We start from the raw sequence: 19538 nt of genomic DNA on the forward strand, positions 1-19538 counted from the left end.
CGCCGCCAGGCAGGGCCGCCGTTTTACTCTTCCAGCGCTTCGGAACCGCCCTGATCCAGCGGCACATCCGGCTCGGCCGGCAACACCATGTAAGTGCCTTCGAACACCGCGCCCTTATCCTCATCGCCGAACAGATGCACTTCGGCGTGCACGCGCGCACGGCGGCCCCGCGCCAGACGCGCCAAATCACCGCTTAGCGAACCGAGATCCGCCACCGCCCGCGGCCTGCCGGTGATCGGTTTGCTGTAGCGAATGTGCGCGTCCGCCAGAATGATAGTGCCACCGAGATGGCGCTCGCGCAGCAGCAGCCAAATCAGCCCCCAGGCGGTCAGCGTCGCCAGCGAGAACAGGCTGCCGGCAAACAGCGTATGGTGCGGGTTCTGGTTGCCGATCTCCGGCATGGTGGTGACGAAGCGCTGGCCGGTGTACTGGCTGATGCGCACGCCCATCTTTTCGCTCAGGGGGATATGTTCATACCAGGCCTGCTGCAATTGGCCGCACCAATCGGGGCGATGCAGGATATCGTCCAGCGTCGCTACCGGTTTGATCATCAAAAAGTGGCGGATCGGGGTGGTCTGCGGTGCAGTGATCTCGCCCTGATTGACGAACCCCAGCTTGGCAAAGAAATCCACCGCGTCTTCACGGGCGCTGCACACCACCCGCTTCACGCCTTCCTGCCGCGCGACGGACTCCAGCGTCATCGCCACCAGCGTCCCCAGCCCTTTATCCTGCAGCGTCGGGTCTACCGCCAGAAAACGGATCGCCGCCTCGTTATCAGCATTGATGTACAGCCGCCCGATGGCGACGATTTTACCGGCTTCATCCACCACCATTTGGTGATGGGCCATGGCGTCATAGGCATCCTTTTCCGAACCCACCGGCTGGTGCAGCGGCTTGCGCAGCATTTCCCAGCGAAACTGGTAATACTCTTTCAGTTCTTGCTCTGTTACGGGTACTCGTAGGTGATACATAGACGCCTGTTCTCCGAATGCTTAGACCTGTAGCCAGAATGTCACCGGACCATCGTTGACCAGCGCCACCTGCATGTCGGCGGCGAACTCGCCGGTCTGGGTCTCTACGCCGCGTTCGCGGCACTGGCCAACAAAATATTGATACAACCGATCGGCTTCTTGCGGCGCCGCGCCGCGCGAGAAGCTGGGCCGCATGCCTTTCTGGGTGTCCGCCGCCAGGGTGAACTGCGAAACGACCAGCACGCTGCCCCCGGCCTGCTGGACGTTGAGGTTCATCTTGTCGTTCTCGTCGCCGAAAATACGGTATCCCAACACGCGTTCGCACAGGCGCTGCGCTTTTTGCTCGTTATCGCCCTGCTCCACGCCCAATAACACTAACAAACCGGGGCCAATTTTGCCTACCGTCTCGCCACCCACCGTGACGCTGGCGTTTAACACCCGTTGAATCAACGCAATCATTCCTGCTGCCCTTCTGGTTTTGGTTCCTGTTGCTCCGCCTTCTGCCGGCGGTAGTCGCGGTATTCGCCGATGGTCACGGTAATTTCCGCGCCGAGTAACACGATACACCAGCTCCAGTAGACCCACAGGAATAAAATCGGGATCACCGCCAGCACGCCGTAAATCAGCTGATAGGAAGGGAACATGGTGACGTACAGCGCGAATCCCTTCTTGCCCAGCTCGAACAGCAATCCGGCCACCACCGCGCCAATCAGCGCGTCTTTGGGCGGCACGCGCACCGTCGGCACGATGCAATACAGCAGCCAGAAGGAGATGCACGACAAAATCAGCGGGAAGATGCGCAGCACCTGATCCACCAGGCCATTGACGCCGGTCTGCGCCAGCCAGTTGAGCGACAGCAGGTAAGAACTGATGGCCATGCTGGCGCCCACCAGCAGCGGCCCCAGCGTCAGCACCATCCAGTACACGGCGAAGGAGAAGACGATCGGCCGTTTGTTCTTGCTGCGCCAGATGGTGTTCAGCACGCTGTCCACCGAGGAAATCAGCAACAGCGCAGTGACGATCAGCCCGCAGGTGCCGACGGCGGTCATCTTGTTGGAATTGGCGACGAACTGTTCCAGGTAGTTCTGGATCACGTTGCCGGCGGCCGGCACGAAATTGGAAAAGATAAAGCTCTTCAGCTGCTCGCTGATGTCGGAAAACATCGGGAAAGCCGCGAACAGCGCGAACACCACCGTGACCAGCGGCACCAGCGACAGCAGGGAAACATAGGCGAGATGGCCCGCCAACATCGTCAGGCCATCATGATCGATACGCTGGTACAGCAGCCGTCCGAAGGTGACGCCGGGCTTAATCGCAGAGGGCAGCTTCTTGCGGCGGAAAAACGACATGGTCACTCCTTGATGTCCGTTGATACGCCTTAAGCTTAACGCGCCCTGCGCTCATTGAGCAAAATAGGCCGGCACCACGTCGCGATCGGTGACGTGCACCGTCTTGATCCCCAGCGCCTGCGCGGCGAGGACGTTCGCCGGGTGATCGTCGAAGAACACCGCGTCGGCGGCGGCGGTGTTTTCCGCGGCCAGCACATGTTGATAGATATCGGCCTCCGGCTTGCGCATGCCGAGATCTTGCGACAAATAGAGATGATCGGCGGCGGCGGCCACTTCAGGATAGTGCTGCGGCCAGTAGTTGCAGTGCAGGCGGTTGGTGTTCGACAGCACCACCACCCGGTGGCCTTCGTTGCGCAGGCGCTGCATGATGTCGATCACTTCCGGGCGCAGCGCGACAAATACCGCCTGCCAACCGGTGGCGAATTGTTCGAAGCTGAGCGCAATGCCCATTTCATCGCACAGCTTGCCGGCGAAGTCTTCATCGCTGATTTCACCGCGCTCATGTTGCTGGAACACCTCACCCATGGCGAAACGATCGGACAGCACCGCCAACGGCGTGCCGCTCAAATTGCTCCACACGCCCAGCACACGCTTGAAATCGATATCGACGATCACATTACCTAAATCAAAGATATACAGCATAGTCCTCTCCTGATGGGCCGGTGAGATTTCACTGTAGCGGGAAAAGGAACAGCTGAACAGGGAGCGAACGGAAAAGCGCATAGCGCGCCGCACAAACGGGGAACAACAGAGGAAAAAACTCAGGGCGCGAGAACCGCGCCCTAAGCATGAGACACTCAATCAGCGATTAAGCGTCTTTAGGACCGCGGCTGGCACGCTTACGATCGTTTTCCGTCAGGTGACGCTTACGGATACGGATCGAGGTTGGCGTTACTTCTACCAGTTCGTCGTCATCGATGAACTCCAGAGCTTGCTCCAGGGTCATTTTGATGGCCGGAACCAGGGTAGTTGCTTCGTCAGTACCGGAAGCACGCATGTTGGTCAGCTTCTTACCGGTCAGGCAGTTTACGGTCAGGTCGTTGGAACGTGAGTGAATACCGATGATCTGGCCTTCATACACTTCCGCACCGTGGCCCAGGAACAGCTTGCCGCGATCCTGCAGGCCGAACAGCGCGAACGCGACCGCTTTGCCCTGGCCGTTGGAGATCAGCACGCCGTTCTGACGCTGGCCCACTTCGCCCGGACGCACGTCGTCGTAGTGGCTGAAGGTGGAGTACAGCAGGCCGGTACCCGAAGTCATGGTCATGAATTCGTTACGGAAGCCGATCAGACCGCGGCTTGGGATCACGTAGTCGAGACGCACGCGGCCCTTACCGTCCGGATCCATGTTTTTCAGGTCAGCTTTACGCTCACCCATCGCCTGCATCACGGAACCCTGATGCTGCTCTTCGATATCCAGCGTTACGTTCTCGAATGGCTCCTGCTTGCGGCCATCGATTTCGCGGAAGATAACTTTCGGACGGGAAACCGCCAGCTCGAAACCTTCGCGACGCATGTTTTCGATCAGCACCGACAGGTGCAGCTCGCCACGACCGGATACGCGGAAGGCGTCCGCATCGTCGGTTTCTTCGACGCGCAGCGCCACGTTGTGCACCAGCTCTTTGTTCAGACGGTCAAGGATCTGACGCGACGTCACGTACTTGCCTTCTTTACCGCAGAACGGCGAGGTGTTGACGTTGAAGAACATGGTGACGGTCGGTTCGTCGACGGACAGCGCCGGCAGCGCTTCTACGGCGTTGGTGTCGCAGATGGTGTCGGAGATGTTCAGCTCGCCCAGGCCGGTGATGGCGATGATGTCGCCCGCTTCCGCCAGGGTGCTGTCGATACGCTCCAGACCCAGGTGACCCAACACTTTACCCACTTTACCGTTGCGAGTTTTGCCTTCGCTGTCGATGATGGTGACCTGCTGGTTCGGCTTCACTTTACCGCGCTTGATGCGGCCGATGCCGATAACGCCCAGGTAGTTGTTGTAGTCCAACTGGGAGATCTGCATCTGGAATGGCGCTTCCAGCTCAACCTGCGGCGCAGACACGTGGTCGACGATCGCCTGATACAGCGGGGTCATGTCTTCCGCCATGTCGGTGTGATCGACGCCGGCGATGCCGTTCAGCGCAGAAGCGTAGATGATCGGGAAGTCGAGCTGCTCGTCGGTCGCGTCGAGGTTCACGAACAGGTCGAACACCTGATCCACAACCCAGTCAGGGCGCGCACCTGGACGGTCAACCTTGTTGATGACCACGATCGGCTTCAGACCGTTGGCGAAGGCCTTCTTGGTCACGAAGCGGGTTTGCGGCATAGGGCCATCCATTGCATCCACAACCAGCAGCACCGAGTCAACCATCGACATCACGCGCTCTACCTCGCCGCCGAAGTCGGCGTGTCCCGGGGTATCCACGATGTTGATACGGTAACCGTTCCAATTAATGGCGGTGTTTTTTGCGAGGATGGTAATCCCACGCTCTTTCTCCAAATCGTTGGAGTCCATTACGCGTTCGGTGGCTTCCGCACGCTCTCCGAAAGTACCGGATTGTTGCAGCAGCTTATCAACCAGGGTGGTTTTACCATGGTCAACGTGGGCAATAATGGCGATGTTACGCAAATTTTCGATCACAGCTTTGCCTCGGGCATTAGAAATAGCGCGCTATTGTACACGTATTAAGCGAGGGACTAAACAAGATCACAACCATCTCTTATAAACAACCGCGTACCGGTCAGTTTGTGATCCCTTTCACGGTGCAAAAAGCCGCAATCGTTGCACTTTTGCACCATTTCAGTGCCCACGCTCACCCCAATTGCACCATTTCGGTGCAATTTATCACTGATGGTGCATACTGTGGTTGGGTAAAACCCGCGCAGAAAGGCGATGAAAGCCTTTTTTAAAAGTTGGCACGCTTTTCGCTTTAGTCTTTTCAAGGCGAAAAAAGCCAGTTCCACAGATTCGTTCCACGACGACGACAATGATAAACCGGGAGAGTTAAGTATGTCCGCTGAACACGTTTTGACGATGCTGAATGAGCATGAAGTGAAATTCGTAGACCTGCGTTTCACTGACACCAAGGGTAAGGAACAGCACGTGACTATCCCGGCTCACCAGGTAAACGCCGACTTCTTCGAAGAAGGTAAAATGTTTGACGGCTCCTCTATCGGTGGTTGGAAGGGCATCAACGAATCTGACATGGTGCTGATGCCGGACGCCAGCACGGCGGTTCTGGATCCGTTCTTCGAAGAACCTACGCTGATCATTCGCTGTGACATTCTCGAGCCGGGCACCATGCAAGGCTACGATCGCGACCCGCGCTCCATCTCCAAACGCGCCGAAGACTTCCTGCGCTCCTCCGGCATCGCGGACACCGTGCTGTTCGGGCCAGAGCCTGAGTTCTTCCTGTTCGACGACATCCGCTTCGGCAGCAGCATCCGCGGTTCCCACGTGGCGATCGACGACATCGAAGGCGCCTGGAACTCCGGCACAAAATACGACGGCGGCAACAAAGGCCACCGTCCGGCGGTGAAAGGCGGTTACTTCCCGGTTCCACCGGTCGACTCTTCGCAGGATCTGCGTTCCACCATGTGTCTGACCATGGAAGAGATGGGCCTGGTGGTTGAAGCGCACCACCACGAAGTGGCGACCGCCGGTCAGAACGAAGTGGCAACCCGCTTCAACACCATGACCAAGAAAGCCGACGAAATTCAGATCTACAAGTACGTGGTGCACAACGTGGCGCACGCCTTCGGTAAAACCGCGACCTTCATGCCGAAACCCATGTTCGGCGACAACGGTTCCGGCATGCACTGCCACATGTCGCTGTCCAAGAACGGCACCAACCTGTTCGCCGGCGACAAATACGGCGGCCTGTCTGAAACCGCACTGTTCTACATCGGCGGCATCATCAAGCACGCCAAGGCGATCAACGCGCTGGCCAACCCGACCACCAACTCGTACAAACGTCTGGTGCCAGGCTACGAAGCGCCGGTGATGCTGGCTTACTCCGCCCGTAACCGCTCCGCGTCCATCCGTATCCCGGTGGTCGCCAGCCCGAAAGCGCGCCGCATCGAAGCCCGCTTCCCGGATCCGGCGGCTAACCCATACCTGTGCTTCGCCGCGCTGCTGATGGCCGGCCTGGACGGCATCATCAACAAGATCCACCCTGGCGACGCCATGGACAAAAACCTGTACGACCTGCCGCCGGAAGAAGAAGCCGAGATCCCAAAAGTGGCCGGCTCGCTGGACGAGGCGATGGCCGCACTGAACGAAGACCGCGAGTTCCTGACCCGCGGCGGCGTGTTCACCGACGATGCGATCGATGCCTACATCGAACTGCGCAAAGAAGAGATGGACCGCATTCGCATGACGCCACACCCGGTTGAGTTCGAACTGTACTACAGCGTCTAAGTTCTACCCGCGCCGTCTGCCCTGGCGGACGGCGCCCACAATTTTTGTTATCGCTTTTTTGTTGCCGTGGAAACTTTCAGCCCATCTTCGGATGGGTTTTTTTCTCCACCGTATTTTCTGCAAAACTATTCCATACCGTGTCGATCCCGGATGGAGTAGGATAGATGCACTAAAAAGGTGCAGGAGTCTGCTGTATGGCAACTGGCAAGCTGCCCGATGCTGGGCAGATCCTCAATTCACTCATCAACAGCATCCTGCTGTTGGATGACTCTCTGGCGGTTCACTACGCCAACCCGGCGGCACAGCAGCTGCTGGCGCAAAGCTCCCGCAAGCTGTTCGGCACGCCGCTGCCCGATTTGCTCGGTTATTTTTCGCTGAACGTCTCTTTGATGCGCGAAAGCCTGCGCGCCGGGCAGGGCTTCACCGACAACGAAGTGACTCTGGTGGTCGACGGCCGCGCGCATATCCTTTCCCTGACCGCTCAGGCGCTGCCGGAAGGCTATATCCTGGTCGAACTGGCGCCGATGGACAATCAGCGCCGCCTGAGCCAGGAACAGCTGCAGCATGCCCAACAGGTGGCGGCCCGCGATCTGGTGCGCGGTTTGGCGCACGAAATTAAAAACCCGCTGGGCGGCCTGCGCGGCGCGGCGCAGCTGCTGGCCAAGGCGCTGCCCGATCCGGCGCTGACCGAATACACCAAGGTGATCATTGAGCAGGCCGATCGGCTGCGCAATCTGGTGGATCGCCTGCTCGGACCGCAGCGGCCCGGCCAGCACATCACCCAGAGCATCCATCAGGTCGCGGAGCGCGTCTGCCAGCTGGTGTCGCTGGAAATGCCGGATAACGTCACGCTGGTGCGCGACTACGATCCGAGCCTGCCGGAAATGGCCCACGACCCGGATCAGATAGAACAGGTGCTGCTGAACATCACCCGCAATGCGCTGCAGGCGCTGGGTGAGGCGGGCGGCACCATCACGCTGCGCACCCGCACCGCGTTTCAGATAACGTTGCACGGCACCCGCTATCGCCTGGCGGCGCGCATTGACGTCGAAGACGACGGCCCCGGCGTGCCGGCGCAGCTGCAGGACACGCTGTTTTACCCGATGGTCAGCGGCCGTGAAGGCGGTACCGGCCTGGGATTATCCATCGCCCGCAATCTGATCGATCAGCATTGCGGAAAAATTGAGTTCAACAGTTGGCCAGGTCATACCGAATTCTCGGTCTACCTGCCCATTCGTCAGTGAGGTTTGCAATGCAACGAGGGATAGTCTGGATCGTCGATGACGATAGCTCCATCCGCTGGGTGCTTGAGCGCGCGCTCACCGGCGCGGGCCTGAGCTGCGCCACCTTCGAAGGCGGCAATGACGTGCTGGAAGCCTTGGCCACGCAAACCCCCGACGTGCTGCTGTCCGATATCCGCATGCCGGGCATTGATGGTCTGGCGCTGCTCAAGCAGATCAAACAGCGCCACCCGATGCTGCCGGTGATCATCATGACCGCGCATTCGGATTTGGACGCCGCCGTCAGCGCCTATCAGCAAGGGGCCTTCGACTACCTGCCGAAGCCGTTCGACATCGACGAAGCGGTGGCGCTGGTCGAGCGCGCCATCAGCCATTATCAGGAGCAGCAGCAGCCGGTGCGCAGCCAGCCGGCCAGCGATCCGGCGGCGGACATCATCGGCGAAGCGCCGGCGATGCAGGACGTGTTTCGCATCATCGGCCGGCTGTCGCGTTCGTCGATCAGCGTGCTGATCAACGGCGAATCCGGCACCGGTAAAGAGCTGGTGGCACATGCGCTGCACCGCCACAGCCCGCGCGCCAAATCACCGTTCATCGCCCTGAACATGGCCGCTATTCCCAAGGATCTGATCGAGTCCGAGCTGTTCGGCCACGAGAAAGGCGCCTTCACCGGCGCTAACCAAATCCGTCAGGGGCGCTTTGAACAGGCCGACGGCGGCACGCTGTTCCTCGACGAGATCGGCGATATGCCGCTCGACGTGCAAACGCGCCTGCTGCGGGTGCTGGCGGACGGCCAGTTCTACCGGGTCGGCGGCTATGCGCCGGTGAAGGTCGACGTACGCATCATCGCCGCCACGCACCAGAACCTGGAGCTGCGGGTACAGGAAGGCAAGTTCCGCGAGGATCTGTTCCACCGCCTGAACGTGATCCGCGTACACCTGCCGCCGCTGCGCGAACGCCGTGAAGACATCCCGCGGCTGGCGCGCCACTTCCTGCAGATCGCCGCCAAGGAGCTGGGCGTCGAGGCCAAGAACCTGCATCCGGAAACCGAAACCGCGCTGACCCGCCTGCCCTGGCCGGGCAACGTGCGCCAGTTGGAGAACACCTGCCGCTGGCTGACGGTGATGGCCGCCGGGCAAGAGGTGCTGATTCAGGATCTGCCGGGTGAACTGTTCGAAACCGCTGTGCCGGAGAGCCCCAGCCACAGTCTGCCGGACAGTTGGGCCACGCTGCTGGCGCAGTGGGCCGATCGCGCGCTGCGTTCCGGTCATCAAAATCTGCTGTCGGAAGCACAGCCGGAAATGGAGCGCACGCTGCTCACCACCGCCCTGCGCCACACCCAAGGGCACAAACAGGAAGCCGCGCGCCTGCTGGGCTGGGGGCGCAATACCCTCACCCGCAAGCTTAAAGAGCTGGGCATGGAATAGGAACGGGGTGGATGATGAAAAACGCAGTCCGGCGCACAAAAAAACGCCAACCACAGACTTTACAGCCGGCGCGGGCGCAGTATGATCGTGTCGCACACTCTGGAGGTTGACGATGCTGGACTCATTCATCGTATTCATTTCTCAGGGCGCGGAGCTGGGCTCCGCCGCCAGCCACACCCCGCAGGCGGCGGTCGCCGCGGTGTTGTGCGCCGCGCTGATTAACTTCTTCAGTTAAAAAAACAGCCGCATCAGCGGCTGTTTTTTCATCCTCAGATCACCCGAGAGAACTGCTGGCTGCGCGCCTGTTGCCGCAGATAGCGGTCGAAGCACATGCAAATATTGCGGATCAGCAAGCGCCCGCGCGGCGTGACGCGAATGCCCTGCTCGTCGCGCTCCACCAGCCCATCGCGTTCAAACGGCGCCAGCAGCTGCAGGTCTTCGGCGAAGTAAGCGGTGAAATCGATGCCGTATTGCCGTTCGAGCGGCTGATACGCCAACCGGAAGTTGCAGATCAGGGTTTTGATCAGATCGCGCCGCAGGCAATCGTCGTCCGTCAGCGCCAGCCCGCGCCACAGGGCGTTGCCCTGCGCCGGTACGCTCTCATAGTAATGCTTCAGCTCTTTCTGATTCTGCGCATAGCTGTCGCCGAGCATGCTGATGGCCGACACACCCAACCCCAGCAGATCGCTGTCGCCCTGGGTGGTGTAGCCCTGGAAATTGCGGTGCAGCTTGCCTTCGCGTTGCGCAATCGCCAGCTCATCGTCCGGGCGTGCAAAGTGATCCATACCGATGAACTGATAGCCGGCGTCAGTCAGGAACGCGATGCTCTGCTGCAGGATATCCAGCTTCTGCTGCGCGCTGGGCAGATCGGCGTCTTTGATTTTGCGCTGGGCGGCGAATAAATTCGGCATATGCGCGTAGTTGAACACGCTGAGGCGATCGGGATTCAGTTCAGCCACCCGCTGCAGGGTGAAGGCGAAGCTTTCCGGCGTCTGTTTCGGCAGGCCGTAGATCAGATCGATATTGGTCGAGCGGAAGCCCAGCGCTTTGGCCCGCTCGATCAGGGCGAAAATGAAGGCTTCATCCTGCTCGCGGTTGACCAACTGCTGCACCTGCTTGTTGAAATCCTGCACCCCCATGCTCAAACGGTTAAAGCCTTCGGCGCGTAAATGATCGAGCACATCCAGCGCTATCTCGCGCGGATCGACTTCGATCGACATCTCCGCATCGGGCAGAAAATCAAAATGTTCGCGCAGCACCGCCACCAGCCGGCTGATTTGCGCTTTATCCAGATAGGTTGGCGTACCGCCGCCCCAGTGCATCTGGCCAACCTTGCGGCCGGCGAACAGCGGCGCACGGCTGGCGATCTCTTGCGCCAAAACGTTCAGGTATTCGTCGGCCTTGTGCGTCTGGCGCGTCACCAGCTTGTTGCAGCCGCAGAAGTAGCACAGCTTATGGCAGAAAGGGATATGCACATACAGCGACAGCGGGCGCTCAGGGTAGCGCACCGCGGCGCGTTGAAACGCCGCTTCGTCGTAGCGCTGGTTAAACTCGAGCGCCGTGGGGTATGAGGTATAACGCGGCCCTGAGTAGTTATATTTTTGGATCAGGGCCAAATCCCAGACAATCGTCTGCTCTGACATGCTCACTCCTTCCGATATCTTTTTCTACCGGGCCGGGAGAGAGGCGGTTGTCTGCGCTGTCTGGCCACGGAAGCGCTGCGAAAACGCGCTTTGCGCTTAGACAGCCGCCATAGTTTACCGAATAACCACAGCAGATAACACATCAAGAGTAGGGCTATTGTCGGGATCAGCCACATGGCGCGTTAAAAGGCGTCCTTCGGGTTACCGCCTTTCAGCAGCTTCAGAATATCTTCCTGCTTCTCTTCTTCTTCTTCGTCGTCTTCATCGCCCAGCTCGATGCCCAGCACGTCCATCAGCACATCGATACGATCCAGCGTCTTGTCGACATACGCCTGCTCTTGCGCGTTCAGCGTTTCGCCATCGTCGATGCGATCCAGCAGCGCGTTCAGGCGTTCGTCATTTTCCAGCTTCGCCAGCTCTTCTTCCGGCGACAGACGCGGTTTCGCTTCGGCCTTTGGCTTCGGCTGCGGTTTGGCCTTCACTTTGGTTTCGTCGACCACCAGCGCAACCGGCACTTTACTGCCGATACGCGGATCTTTGGCTTCCGCCGCCGATTTGTTTTTCTGGCTGCCGGACTCGACCTGAGTGCGTGAACCGGAAGCGTGGCCGCGGCGCTTTTTCAGGCGTTTGCGCTCGCGCGCTTCCTGATCGAGCTCCATACGGCTTTTCTTTTTCGTTTTTGACTTCGCCGCGCTGCCGCGAGGTGCTTTTGATGGCTGGTTCATAGCGTGTGCTCTTAGGTATGTAGATTCAGTATAGAATTGCGGCGGAATCTAGCAGAAAGCGGACAAAGAAAAAAGGCGGCAGGTTAAACCTGCCGCCTATTTCGCACCTTCTTGCGAAGGGTATTCCTGTTACGCGCTCCTTGCGTACATGCAACATCCCGGTTTTTCCTTCTGCTATAACCGCATTCCCTGCCACTACGTCCTTCATCCTGAAAGGAAAATCGTCCATGGCGCAATCCATTCGCATCCGCTCTTCCCGAGCGCGCTTCCTGCGGGCATCCAAACTGCCGATACTTCACCATCCGATGTGCCTGCCGCCTATTCCGGTGCGAAAGGGTCACTTCCTTTTGCGTTCATCCTGGCACTCATTGCACGCCCTGTGCATTCCCTGAGATTTGTCATCCTTCCCGGATGTTCCCTAATCCTGCGCAACCCTGCGTTAACGAGTACTTTACGTTATTGTTGCGAAGGCTCAAGGCACCTGACGCCGATTTGACTGACATTTCCACACAACGAAAAAACAACATGTTGTTTTTAAAATAAAAATAGAAATATCACTTTCGAATAAAGCGACATTACCCGCGATTCGAATGGCAAATGTCTCACAACGTACGGTCGGCTTAACTGTCGTTTTATCGCGCCCCGCCGCTTAAAAACGGAGAAACACGCCATTTTTACCGCTGATGCAGTTATAATCGCCAACCAGTTAGCCATCCTCACGGAGACGAAAAATTTTGACCAGCAAGAACTACAACTATCATGTGACCCATTTCGTCACCAGCGCACCCGATATTCGCCATCTTCCGGGGGATGCAGGAATTGAAGTCGCCTTTGCCGGCCGTTCCAACGCCGGTAAATCCAGCGCGCTGAATACGCTGACCAACCAAAAAAGCCTGGCGCGCACCAGTAAGACGCCGGGGCGCACCCAGCTGATCAACCTGTTCGAAGTGGAAGACGGCATTCGTCTGGTCGACCTGCCGGGTTATGGCTACGCCGAAGTGCCGGAAGAAATGAAGCGCAAATGGCAACGCGCGCTGGGCGAATACCTGCAGATGCGCAACAGCCTGAAAGGGCTGGTGGTGCTGATGGATATCCGCCATCCGCTGAAAGATCTCGACCAGCAGATGATCCAGTGGGCGGTCGACGTCGGCACGCCGGTGCTGGTGTTGCTGACCAAGGCCGACAAGCTGGCCTCCGGCGCACGCAAGGCACAGCTCAACATGGTGCGTGAAGCGGTGCTGCCGTTTATGGGGGATATCCAGGTCGAAGCCTTCTCATCGCTGAAAAAGATCGGCGTCGACAAGCTGCGCCAGAAGCTGGACACCTGGTTTAACGAGATCCCGCCGGAAGTGCTGCCGGAAGAGGACATCGGCGAATAAGCCCTGATCGCACGTTTGAGCCGATGTCTTACCGCATCGGCTTTTTTATGCCCGCAGATCGGCCGCAGGCGGGATTTTTTGTTATCTAATTACACTTTTGAAATAAAGCCATCATAAAGACTTATTGCCAAAACGGGCTTGTCTCGCCGAATTACGCGGATTGAGGGAGCGGAAGCTGAAATGAAAAGCGAGGCCGAGCGATAGGAAAAACGTATGGTTTGCTGCTGTTTTTACAATAAAAAACGCCCCAGTCAATACTGACTGGGGCGGCTAAATATTCAGCCAAATCCGATTACGTGAAGTAAAAGGTCTGAAAGATAGAACATCTTACCTCTGTACCCTACGCCTGTAACTCTACATCATTTTTTCGCAGGGAAAAAGAATTTTTTGTAGTTTACTTACACAATTTGCGGCGCAAGAACGGCGAAGTTGGGGAAACTATCGCCGCATCTTGTAGCTTAATTACGAAAAGTGCTTAGCTTCTCGCCAGTTAGCGCATACGGCGATAACCCGGCGATCAGTGCGCTTCATCCCAGTTCATGCCGACGCCCACATCGACCTTCAGCGGCACCGCCAGGGCCATGCTGCCTTCCATCAGTTGGCGGATGCGCTGGCTGGCTTCTTCGATCACCGATTCATGCACCTCGAACACCAATTCATCGTGCACCTGCATGATCGCGCGCACCAACGGCTTCTCCTGCCCTTGCAGCCAGGCGTCGACCTCGATCATCGCACGCTTGATGATATCGGCTGCCGTGCCCTGCATCGGGGCGTTGATGGCGGCGCGCTCGGCCGCCTTGCGGCGCATGGCGTTGCTGGAGCGGACGTCCGGCAGATACAGACGGCGGCCGTCCAGCGTGCTGACATAGCCCTGCTCGGAAGCCTGCTGACGGGTGCGCTCCATGTAATCCAGCACGCCCGGGTAACGCTCGAAGTAGAGATCCATATAGCGCTGGGCTTCCCCACGCGGGATCCCCAACTGACGCGCCAGGCCGAAGGCGCTCATGCCGTAAATCAAACCGAAGTTAATCGCCTTGGCGCTGCGGCGCTGCTCGCCGGTCACTTTATCCAACGGCACGCCGAAAACTTCCGACGCCGTGGCGCGGTGAATGTCTTTCCCTTCGGCAAAGGCCTTCAGCAGCCCCTCATCCTGTGACAGATGCGCCATGATGCGCAGCTCGATCTGCGAGTAGTCGGCCGCGACGATGCGGTAGCCTTCCGGCGCAATAAAGGCCTGGCGAATGCGCCGCCCTTCTTCGTTGCGCACCGGGATGTTCTGCAGGTTCGGATCGCTCGAGGAGAGGCGGCCGGTGGCGGTCACCGCCTGATGGTACGAGGTATGCACCCGCCCGCTGACCGGATTGATCATCAACGGCAGCTTGTCGGTATAGGTGGTCTTCAGTTTCGCCAAGCCGCGGTATTCCAGGATCACCTTCGGCAGCGGGTAGTCCAGCGCCAGCTCGGCCAGCACCTCTTCGTTGGTGGACGGCGCCCCGCCCGGGGTTTTCTTCAGCACCGGCAGCTTTTGCTTTTCGTACAGGATCGCCTGCAGCTGCTTGGTCGACGCCAGGTTGAACGGCTCTTCCGCCAGCTCGTGGGCCTGCGCCTCCAACTCTGCCAGACGCTTGGCCAACTCCTGGGAGTGGGCCGACAAAATGGCCGGATCGATCAGCACCCCGGTGCGTTCGATATGCGACAGCACCGGCAGCAGCGGCATTTCAATCTCATTGAATACCGTCAGCAGTTCCGCGCTCTGTTTCAGCTGCGGCCACATCGCCAGGTGCAGCTGCAGCGTGACATCGGCGTCTTCGGCGGCGTAAGGCGCCGCCTGCTCCAGCGCGATCTGATTGAACGTCAGCTGGTTTTTGCCCTTGCCGGCGATCTCTTCGAAGGTGATGGTTTTGTGGCCCAGATAACGATCGGCCAGGCTGTCCATATCGTGACGGCCGCCGACGCTGTCCAGCACATAGGACTCCAGCATGGTGTCGTAGGCGATGCCGCGCATCTCGATGCCGTAGCGCGCCAGCAGGCTCATGTCGAACTTCAGGTTTTGCCCGACCTTGAGCGCCTTCTCGTCTTCCAGCAGCGGCTTGAGCGCCTCCAGCACGTAAGCGCGATCCAGCTGCGCCGGCGCATCCAGGTAATCGTGCGCCACCGGCAAATAAGCCGCTTCGCCCGGCGCGACCGCGAAGGACAGGCCGATCAGGTTGGCGGTCAGGGTATCCAGACCGTCGGTTTCGGTATCGAAGGCAAACACGTCGGCCTTTTTCAGCCGCGCCAGCCAGTCGGTAAAGGTCGCTTCATCCAGGATAGTGACATACCCGTCCTGGGACAGCTTGGCTTCCGCCAAGGCTTTCGGCGCTTCCACGGCGGCTGCCGGTTTGGCGACGCCGGCAGCTTTCGCGCCCGCGCCTTTCTTGTTTTCCAGCCAGACGCCGGCTTCCACGTCCGCCAGCCAGCGTTTGAACTCGTACTGTTTGAACAGCTGTTGCAGCGTATCGACATCCGGCTCGGAGACCGTCAGGTCCGCGCAGGTCAGATCCAGTTCGACGTCGGTTTTGATCGTCGCCAGCTTATAGGAGAGGTACGCGACCTCTTTGTTCTGCTCCAGCTTGGCCGCCATGGTTTTGGCGCCGCGGAAGCTCAGCGTGGCGATGTTCTCCAGATTGCCGTACAGCGCATCCAGCCCGCCGATCCCCTGCAGCAACGCCTGGGCGGTTTTCTCGCCCACGCCCGGCACGCCGGGAATGTTGTCCGATGAATCGCCCATCAGCGCCAGGAAGTCGATGATCAACTCCGGCGGAATGCCGTACTTGTCGCACACTTCCTGCGGGCCGAGGATCGTGTTGTTCATGGTGTTGATCAGGGTGACGTTCGGCGTCACCAGCTGCGCCATGTCTTTGTCGCCGGTGCTGATCAGCACCGCATGGCCGGCCTTTTCGGCCTCCAGCGCCAGCGTACCGATAACGTCGTCCGCCTCAACGCCGGGTGTCACCAGCAGCGGCAGGCCCATCGCTTTGACCATGCTGTGCAGCGGCTCGATCTGCGCGCGCAGATCGTCCGGCATCGGCGGCCGGTGTGATTTGTATTCAGCGAAGAGATCATCGCGGAAGGTCTTCCCTTTGGCATCAAACACCACGGCAACGTGGCTCGGTTGATACTGCAGCAGCAGGCTGCGCAGCATATTCAGCACGCCGTACATCGCGCCGGTCGGCTCGCCCGCCGAGTTGGTCAGCGGCGGGAAGGCGTGATAAGCGCGGTAGAGGTAGGAGGAACCGTCAACCAGGATTAGTGGGTTTTCTGCAATCTGGGCCATAGCGTTTCTTTATCGTGATCGGACATAGGGGTAAGCATGCCATAGCTGGCCGCCGGAGACGAACCTTAGCGTGCATTGCGGACGAAAATGATGTGATTGTGTGCGAGGATCCGCAAGATCTTACCTGTGGATAACTTTGTGCATAGAAAAGAGACCGAATTATAACGCTGCGATTATCGTTATAACGGCGAATAAAATTCCTATTTAAATCACCGCGTTAAAAGAACGAATTCCGGCGATGCTTTATTACTGGCATTTATTGAATTTGTGGATATAACTTTCGCCGGATTTTAATCGCACTATTAATCAAATTCGGCGCCTCAATTACCATAGCACAAGCTGGACAAGTTGCACGAAAACTCAGCAAATGGTTATCCATCGAGACGAAAAACAGTGATTTTTAGCGGCGCTTTACCCCGGCGATTTCTGTTAAAATGCGTTTTTGTTCATGCGCTTTGGCATGCAACGATGTTCCCAACAACCGTCAGCCCATAATCATGCCAAGATTGTTAACGCCTGTTATCTTTATCATTTCCGTCATACTTACCATTCTGGTGACGGTGTTGTGCTCCATCCCCATCACGCTGGCCGGCATCGTGAAACTCCTGGTGCCCATTCCCGCCGTCTGGCGATATATCTCGGCTTTCGCCGATTTCATGATGTGGTGTTGGTGCCAAGGGCTGGCGTTGTTATTGCGCATTAACGGGCAATTGCGTTGGGATATTGAAGGGCTGGAAGGGTTGGATCGCAAAAACTGGTATCTGCTGATCAGCAACCACGAAAGCTGGTCGGACATTGTTGTGTTATGCGTGCTGTTCAGAAATCATATTCCAATGAATAAGTATTTCCTCAAGCAACAGCTCGCCTGGGTGCCTTTTGTCGGCCTGGCCTGCTGGGCGCTGGATATGCCATTCATGAAGCGTTATTCCCGCGCCTATTTGCTCAAGCACCCGGAAAAACGCGGCAAGGATATCGAAACGACGCGCCGTTCCTGCGAAAAATTCCGCCAGCGCCCAACCACCATCGTCAATTTCGTCGAGGGTTCGCGCTTCACTGAAGCCAAGAAAATTAAAAGCAATTCGCCGTATCGCAATTTGCTGGCGCCTAAAGCCGCCGGCATCGCGTTTACCCTTAGCGCGCTGGGCAATCAGTTCGACAAAGTGTTGAACGTTACTCTGCTCTATCCGGAAAATAACCAGCGGCCTTTTATGGATATGCTGTGTGGGCGGCTGACGCGTATCGTGGTGAGAATAGAGACGCTGCCGATCGATGAAACCCTGCACGGCGACTACTTCAACGACAAACAGTTCAAGCGGCGCTTCCAGCTGTGGCTGAATACGCTGTGGCAGGAAAAAGACCGGTTGCTGGATAAATTGAAGCGGCAATACGGATAAAAAAACGCCGGCGATGCCGGCGTTTTTCATGTTGAATCAGGCTTATTTCTGCTGGCTGAGGAATTTAACCACATCGGCGAACTGCTTCACGTAAGCGTCCATCGAGCTGGTGTCCAGGCCATCGTTTTTCACCATGTATTTGCCGTTGACGAATACCGCCGGCACGCCGCGCAGCTGCAGATCTTCTGCGGCTTTCTCCTGTTGAACCACCAGAGATTTCACCACGAAGCTGTTCCAGGCCGCGTCATAATCTGCGGCGGTCACGCCCGCTTTCACGAAGACGTTGCGGATATCGTCCGGCGTTTGCACGGTCTGGGTTTTCTGCACCGCTTCAAACATCAGCGGGCTCACCTTGTCTTCCACGCCCAGCGCCATCGCCACCGCCCACGCCTGAGTCAGCTGTTTGCCCAACGGCCCCAGGAACTCCACGTGGTACTTGGTCATTTTGGTGCCGGCAGGCAGCGCTTTCTTTACGTTCTCAGACACATGATAGACCTGCTCGAACTGGTAGCAGTGCGGGCAGTAGAAGGAGAAGAACTCCAACACCTGCGGCTCGCCGGTCACCGGTTTGTCCAGAGTCACATACTGAGCGCCATCGCTAAACTGTGCCGCCGAGGCACTGAATGCCATTACCATGCCAACGAGCGCCAACCATATTTTTTTCATAAGACTAAACTCTCCATTGTGTTAAAGCTTCAATACATTGGCGTCAGCTGCAGAGGGGGCTCCTGCAACAGCTTAACCTGTTCGGTGAAGGCCGCAGTCTGAGACAACCAGAAATCAGACTCCGCCATCCACGGAAAACTCTTAGGGAAGGCCGGATCCTGCCAGCGGCGAGCGACCCAGGCCAGGTAATACACCATGCGCATCGCCCGCAGTGGTTCAATCAACGCCAGCTCGCGCTGATCGAACTCGGCAAATTCGCTATACGCCTCCAGCAAGACATCCAGCTGCATCAGTTGATCGCGACGTTCGCCGTGCAGCAACATCCACAGATCCTGCACTGCCGGGCCGTTGCGCGCGTCATCAAGATCGACGAACAGCGGGCCATCGCGCCACAGAATATTGCCCGGATGGCAATCACCGTGCAAACGGCGCGGCTGCCAGTTCAGATGCCAGTGCGACTTGATCGCCGCAATCAGATTATCCGTCGCCTGCAGGAACGCGTCACGCTGCGTTGCCGGTAGCAGCTCGCAATCGGCCAGCACCTGACGCGGGGCGGTGAGGTACTCTTCAATCCCCATCGTTGGCCGCTCAGCGAACAAACGCTCACCGCCGACCTGGTGGATACGCCCCAGAAAACGGCCCACCCATTCCAACTGATCCAGATTGTCTATCTCGTATTGCCGGCCCCCCACGCTGGGGAACAGGGCAAAGAAAAAGCCGCCGTGCGTATGCAGCGTAGCGCCTTGCAACGCCAACGGCGCCACCGCCGGGATCTCTGCGCCGGCCAGATCCAGAGCGAACTGATGTTCCTCACCGATCTGTGCGGCGCTCCAGCGCTCCGGGCGGTAAAACTTCACCACGTAGCGCCGGCGATCTTCGTCCATAAACTGATAGACGCGGTTCTCGTAACTGTTCAGCGCCGTGAGGCCGGAATCGACGCGCAGGCCAACTCCTTCTAGCGCGTCCATAATCAAATCGGGCGACAGGGTTTCGAAATTAAAAGCAGAGTTATTCATAAC

The 19538-nt window shown here is 58.2% G+C and carries 18 protein-coding genes; 6 read left to right on the forward strand and 12 right to left on the reverse strand.

Annotated features, from left to right (window positions below; translation table 11 throughout):
• Positions 1-23 precede the first annotated feature (23 nt).
• The 6 genes from fabY to JL05_RS25240 all read right to left on the reverse strand — a co-directional run bounded on the left by fabY (position 24) and on the right by JL05_RS25240 (position 5275).
• Positions 24-971 carry a fatty acid biosynthesis protein FabY gene (gene fabY / locus JL05_RS00530; protein ID WP_004931235.1) on the reverse strand — a complete coding sequence of 316 codons (948 nt, stop codon included), beginning with the start codon at positions 969-971 and terminating at the stop codon, positions 24-26.
• A gap of 21 nt (positions 972-992) precedes the next feature.
• The gene (dtd, locus tag JL05_RS00535) at positions 993-1430 is read right to left on the reverse strand and encodes a D-aminoacyl-tRNA deacylase (RefSeq protein ID WP_025304712.1); all 438 of its coding nucleotides are present in this window, start codon (positions 1428-1430) and stop codon (positions 993-995) included.
• The gene (locus JL05_RS00540) at positions 1427-2320 is read right to left on the reverse strand and encodes a virulence factor BrkB family protein (protein WP_004931239.1); all 894 of its coding nucleotides are present in this window, start codon (positions 2318-2320) and stop codon (positions 1427-1429) included. The genes dtd and JL05_RS00540 overlap by 4 nt, the downstream gene beginning before the upstream one ends.
• 51 nt (positions 2321-2371) lie before the next feature.
• A complete protein-coding gene (gene yihX / locus JL05_RS00545; protein WP_004931242.1) occupies positions 2372-2962 on the reverse strand; it encodes a glucose-1-phosphatase in 591 nt (196 codons plus the stop codon).
• A 166-nt stretch (positions 2963-3128) separates the two neighbouring features.
• Positions 3129-4952, reverse strand: a complete 1824-nt coding sequence (typA, locus tag JL05_RS00550) for a ribosome-dependent GTPase TypA (RefSeq protein WP_004931243.1) — start codon at positions 4950-4952, stop codon at positions 3129-3131.
• Between the two features lie 56 nt (positions 4953-5008).
• The gene (locus tag JL05_RS25240) at positions 5009-5275 is read right to left on the reverse strand and encodes a hypothetical protein (protein ID WP_134942553.1); all 267 of its coding nucleotides are present in this window, start codon (positions 5273-5275) and stop codon (positions 5009-5011) included.
• A 46-nt stretch (positions 5276-5321) separates the two neighbouring features.
• Between JL05_RS25240 and glnA the strand changes: the two genes are divergently transcribed.
• The 4 genes from glnA to JL05_RS25245 all read left to right on the forward strand — a co-directional run bounded on the left by glnA (position 5322) and on the right by JL05_RS25245 (position 9631).
• Complete coding sequence (gene glnA, locus JL05_RS00555) at positions 5322-6731, forward strand: glutamate--ammonia ligase (protein ID WP_004931244.1); 1410 nt, start codon at positions 5322-5324, stop codon at positions 6729-6731.
• 194 nt (positions 6732-6925) lie between these two features.
• Positions 6926-7975, forward strand: coding sequence for a nitrogen regulation protein NR(II) (glnL, locus tag JL05_RS00560; protein WP_004931246.1), 1050 nt, complete (start codon positions 6926-6928; stop codon positions 7973-7975).
• 8 nt (positions 7976-7983) lie between these two features.
• A complete protein-coding gene (gene glnG, locus JL05_RS00565; protein WP_033631367.1) occupies positions 7984-9396 on the forward strand; it encodes a nitrogen regulation protein NR(I) in 1413 nt (470 codons plus the stop codon).
• Positions 9397-9508: 112 nt separating this feature from the next.
• Positions 9509-9631, forward strand: a complete 123-nt coding sequence (locus tag JL05_RS25245) for a YshB family small membrane protein (protein WP_015379453.1) — start codon at positions 9509-9511, stop codon at positions 9629-9631.
• Positions 9632-9665: 34 nt separating this feature from the next.
• Here the strand turns inward: JL05_RS25245 and hemN are convergent, their stop codons facing one another.
• Both hemN and yihI read right to left on the reverse strand, forming a co-directional pair.
• Positions 9666-11039 carry an oxygen-independent coproporphyrinogen III oxidase gene (gene hemN / locus JL05_RS00570; RefSeq protein ID WP_033631368.1) on the reverse strand — a complete coding sequence of 458 codons (1374 nt, stop codon included), beginning with the start codon at positions 11037-11039 and terminating at the stop codon, positions 9666-9668.
• Positions 11040-11221: 182 nt separating this feature from the next.
• A complete protein-coding gene (yihI, locus tag JL05_RS00575) occupies positions 11222-11764 on the reverse strand; it encodes a Der GTPase-activating protein YihI (protein WP_015379455.1) in 543 nt (180 codons plus the stop codon).
• 734 nt (positions 11765-12498) lie between these two features.
• Between yihI and yihA the strand changes: the two genes are divergently transcribed.
• Positions 12499-13143: a ribosome biogenesis GTP-binding protein YihA/YsxC gene (yihA, locus tag JL05_RS00585; protein WP_004931258.1), complete on the forward strand. Its 645-nt coding sequence runs from the start codon at positions 12499-12501 to the stop codon at positions 13141-13143.
• Between the two features lie 278 nt (positions 13144-13421).
• Here the strand turns inward: yihA and spfP are convergent, their stop codons facing one another.
• Positions 13422-13469, reverse strand: a complete 48-nt coding sequence (spfP, locus tag JL05_RS25910) for a small protein SpfP (protein WP_071892919.1) — start codon at positions 13467-13469, stop codon at positions 13422-13424.
• A gap of 191 nt (positions 13470-13660) precedes the next feature.
• Positions 13661-16459, reverse strand: a complete 2799-nt coding sequence (gene polA, locus JL05_RS00590; RefSeq protein WP_033631371.1) for a DNA polymerase I — start codon at positions 16457-16459, stop codon at positions 13661-13663.
• 497 nt (positions 16460-16956) lie between these two features.
• On the opposite strand from polA, the gene yihG reads away from it, so the two are divergent.
• Entirely contained in the window at positions 16957-17853 is an 897-nt protein-coding gene (gene yihG, locus JL05_RS00595) for a 1-acylglycerol-3-phosphate O-acyltransferase, YihG family (protein ID WP_015379457.1), read from the forward strand.
• Positions 17854-17895: 42 nt separating this feature from the next.
• On the opposite strand, the gene dsbA is transcribed toward yihG, so the two are convergent.
• Positions 17896-18519, reverse strand: a complete 624-nt coding sequence (gene dsbA / locus JL05_RS00600) for a thiol:disulfide interchange protein DsbA (protein WP_004931264.1) — start codon at positions 18517-18519, stop codon at positions 17896-17898.
• A gap of 29 nt (positions 18520-18548) precedes the next feature.
• Positions 18549-19535 carry a serine/threonine protein kinase gene (locus tag JL05_RS00605; protein ID WP_033631372.1) on the reverse strand — a complete coding sequence of 329 codons (987 nt, stop codon included), beginning with the start codon at positions 19533-19535 and terminating at the stop codon, positions 18549-18551.
• Between the last annotated feature and the right edge of the window lie 3 nt (positions 19536-19538).

The organism is Serratia nematodiphila DZ0503SBS1 (assembly GCF_000738675.1).
In the GTDB taxonomy this organism is placed as follows: Bacteria; Pseudomonadota; Gammaproteobacteria; order Enterobacterales; family Enterobacteriaceae; genus Serratia; species Serratia nematodiphila.

Excerpts from the sequence above, each read along its gene's own strand:
- fabY (WP_004931235.1), bottom strand. The coding sequence starts at position 971 with ATGTATCACCTACGAGTACCCGTAACAGAGCAAGAACTGAAAGAGTAT.
- dtd (WP_025304712.1), bottom strand. The coding sequence starts at position 1,430 with ATGATTGCGTTGATTCAACGGGTGTTAAACGCCAGCGTCACGGTGGGT.
- JL05_RS00540 (WP_004931239.1), bottom strand. The coding sequence starts at position 2,320 with ATGTCGTTTTTCCGCCGCAAGAAGCTGCCCTCTGCGATTAAGCCCGGC.
- yihX (WP_004931242.1), bottom strand. The coding sequence starts at position 2,962 with ATGCTGTATATCTTTGATTTAGGTAATGTGATCGTCGATATCGATTTC.
- glnA (WP_004931244.1), top strand. The coding sequence starts at position 5,322 with ATGTCCGCTGAACACGTTTTGACGATGCTGAATGAGCATGAAGTGAAA.
- glnL (WP_004931246.1), top strand. The coding sequence starts at position 6,926 with ATGGCAACTGGCAAGCTGCCCGATGCTGGGCAGATCCTCAATTCACTC.
- glnG (WP_033631367.1), top strand. The coding sequence starts at position 7,984 with ATGCAACGAGGGATAGTCTGGATCGTCGATGACGATAGCTCCATCCGC.
- JL05_RS25245 (WP_015379453.1), top strand. The coding sequence starts at position 9,509 with ATGCTGGACTCATTCATCGTATTCATTTCTCAGGGCGCGGAGCTGGGC.
- hemN (WP_033631368.1), bottom strand. The coding sequence starts at position 11,039 with ATGTCAGAGCAGACGATTGTCTGGGATTTGGCCCTGATCCAAAAATAT.
- yihI (WP_015379455.1), bottom strand. The coding sequence starts at position 11,764 with ATGAACCAGCCATCAAAAGCACCTCGCGGCAGCGCGGCGAAGTCAAAA.
- polA (WP_033631371.1), bottom strand. The coding sequence starts at position 16,459 with ATGGCCCAGATTGCAGAAAACCCACTAATCCTGGTTGACGGTTCCTCC.
- yihG (WP_015379457.1), top strand. The coding sequence starts at position 16,957 with ATGCCAAGATTGTTAACGCCTGTTATCTTTATCATTTCCGTCATACTT.
- dsbA (WP_004931264.1), bottom strand. The coding sequence starts at position 18,519 with ATGAAAAAAATATGGTTGGCGCTCGTTGGCATGGTAATGGCATTCAGT.
- JL05_RS00605 (WP_033631372.1), bottom strand. The coding sequence starts at position 19,535 with ATGAATAACTCTGCTTTTAATTTCGAAACCCTGTCGCCCGATTTGATT.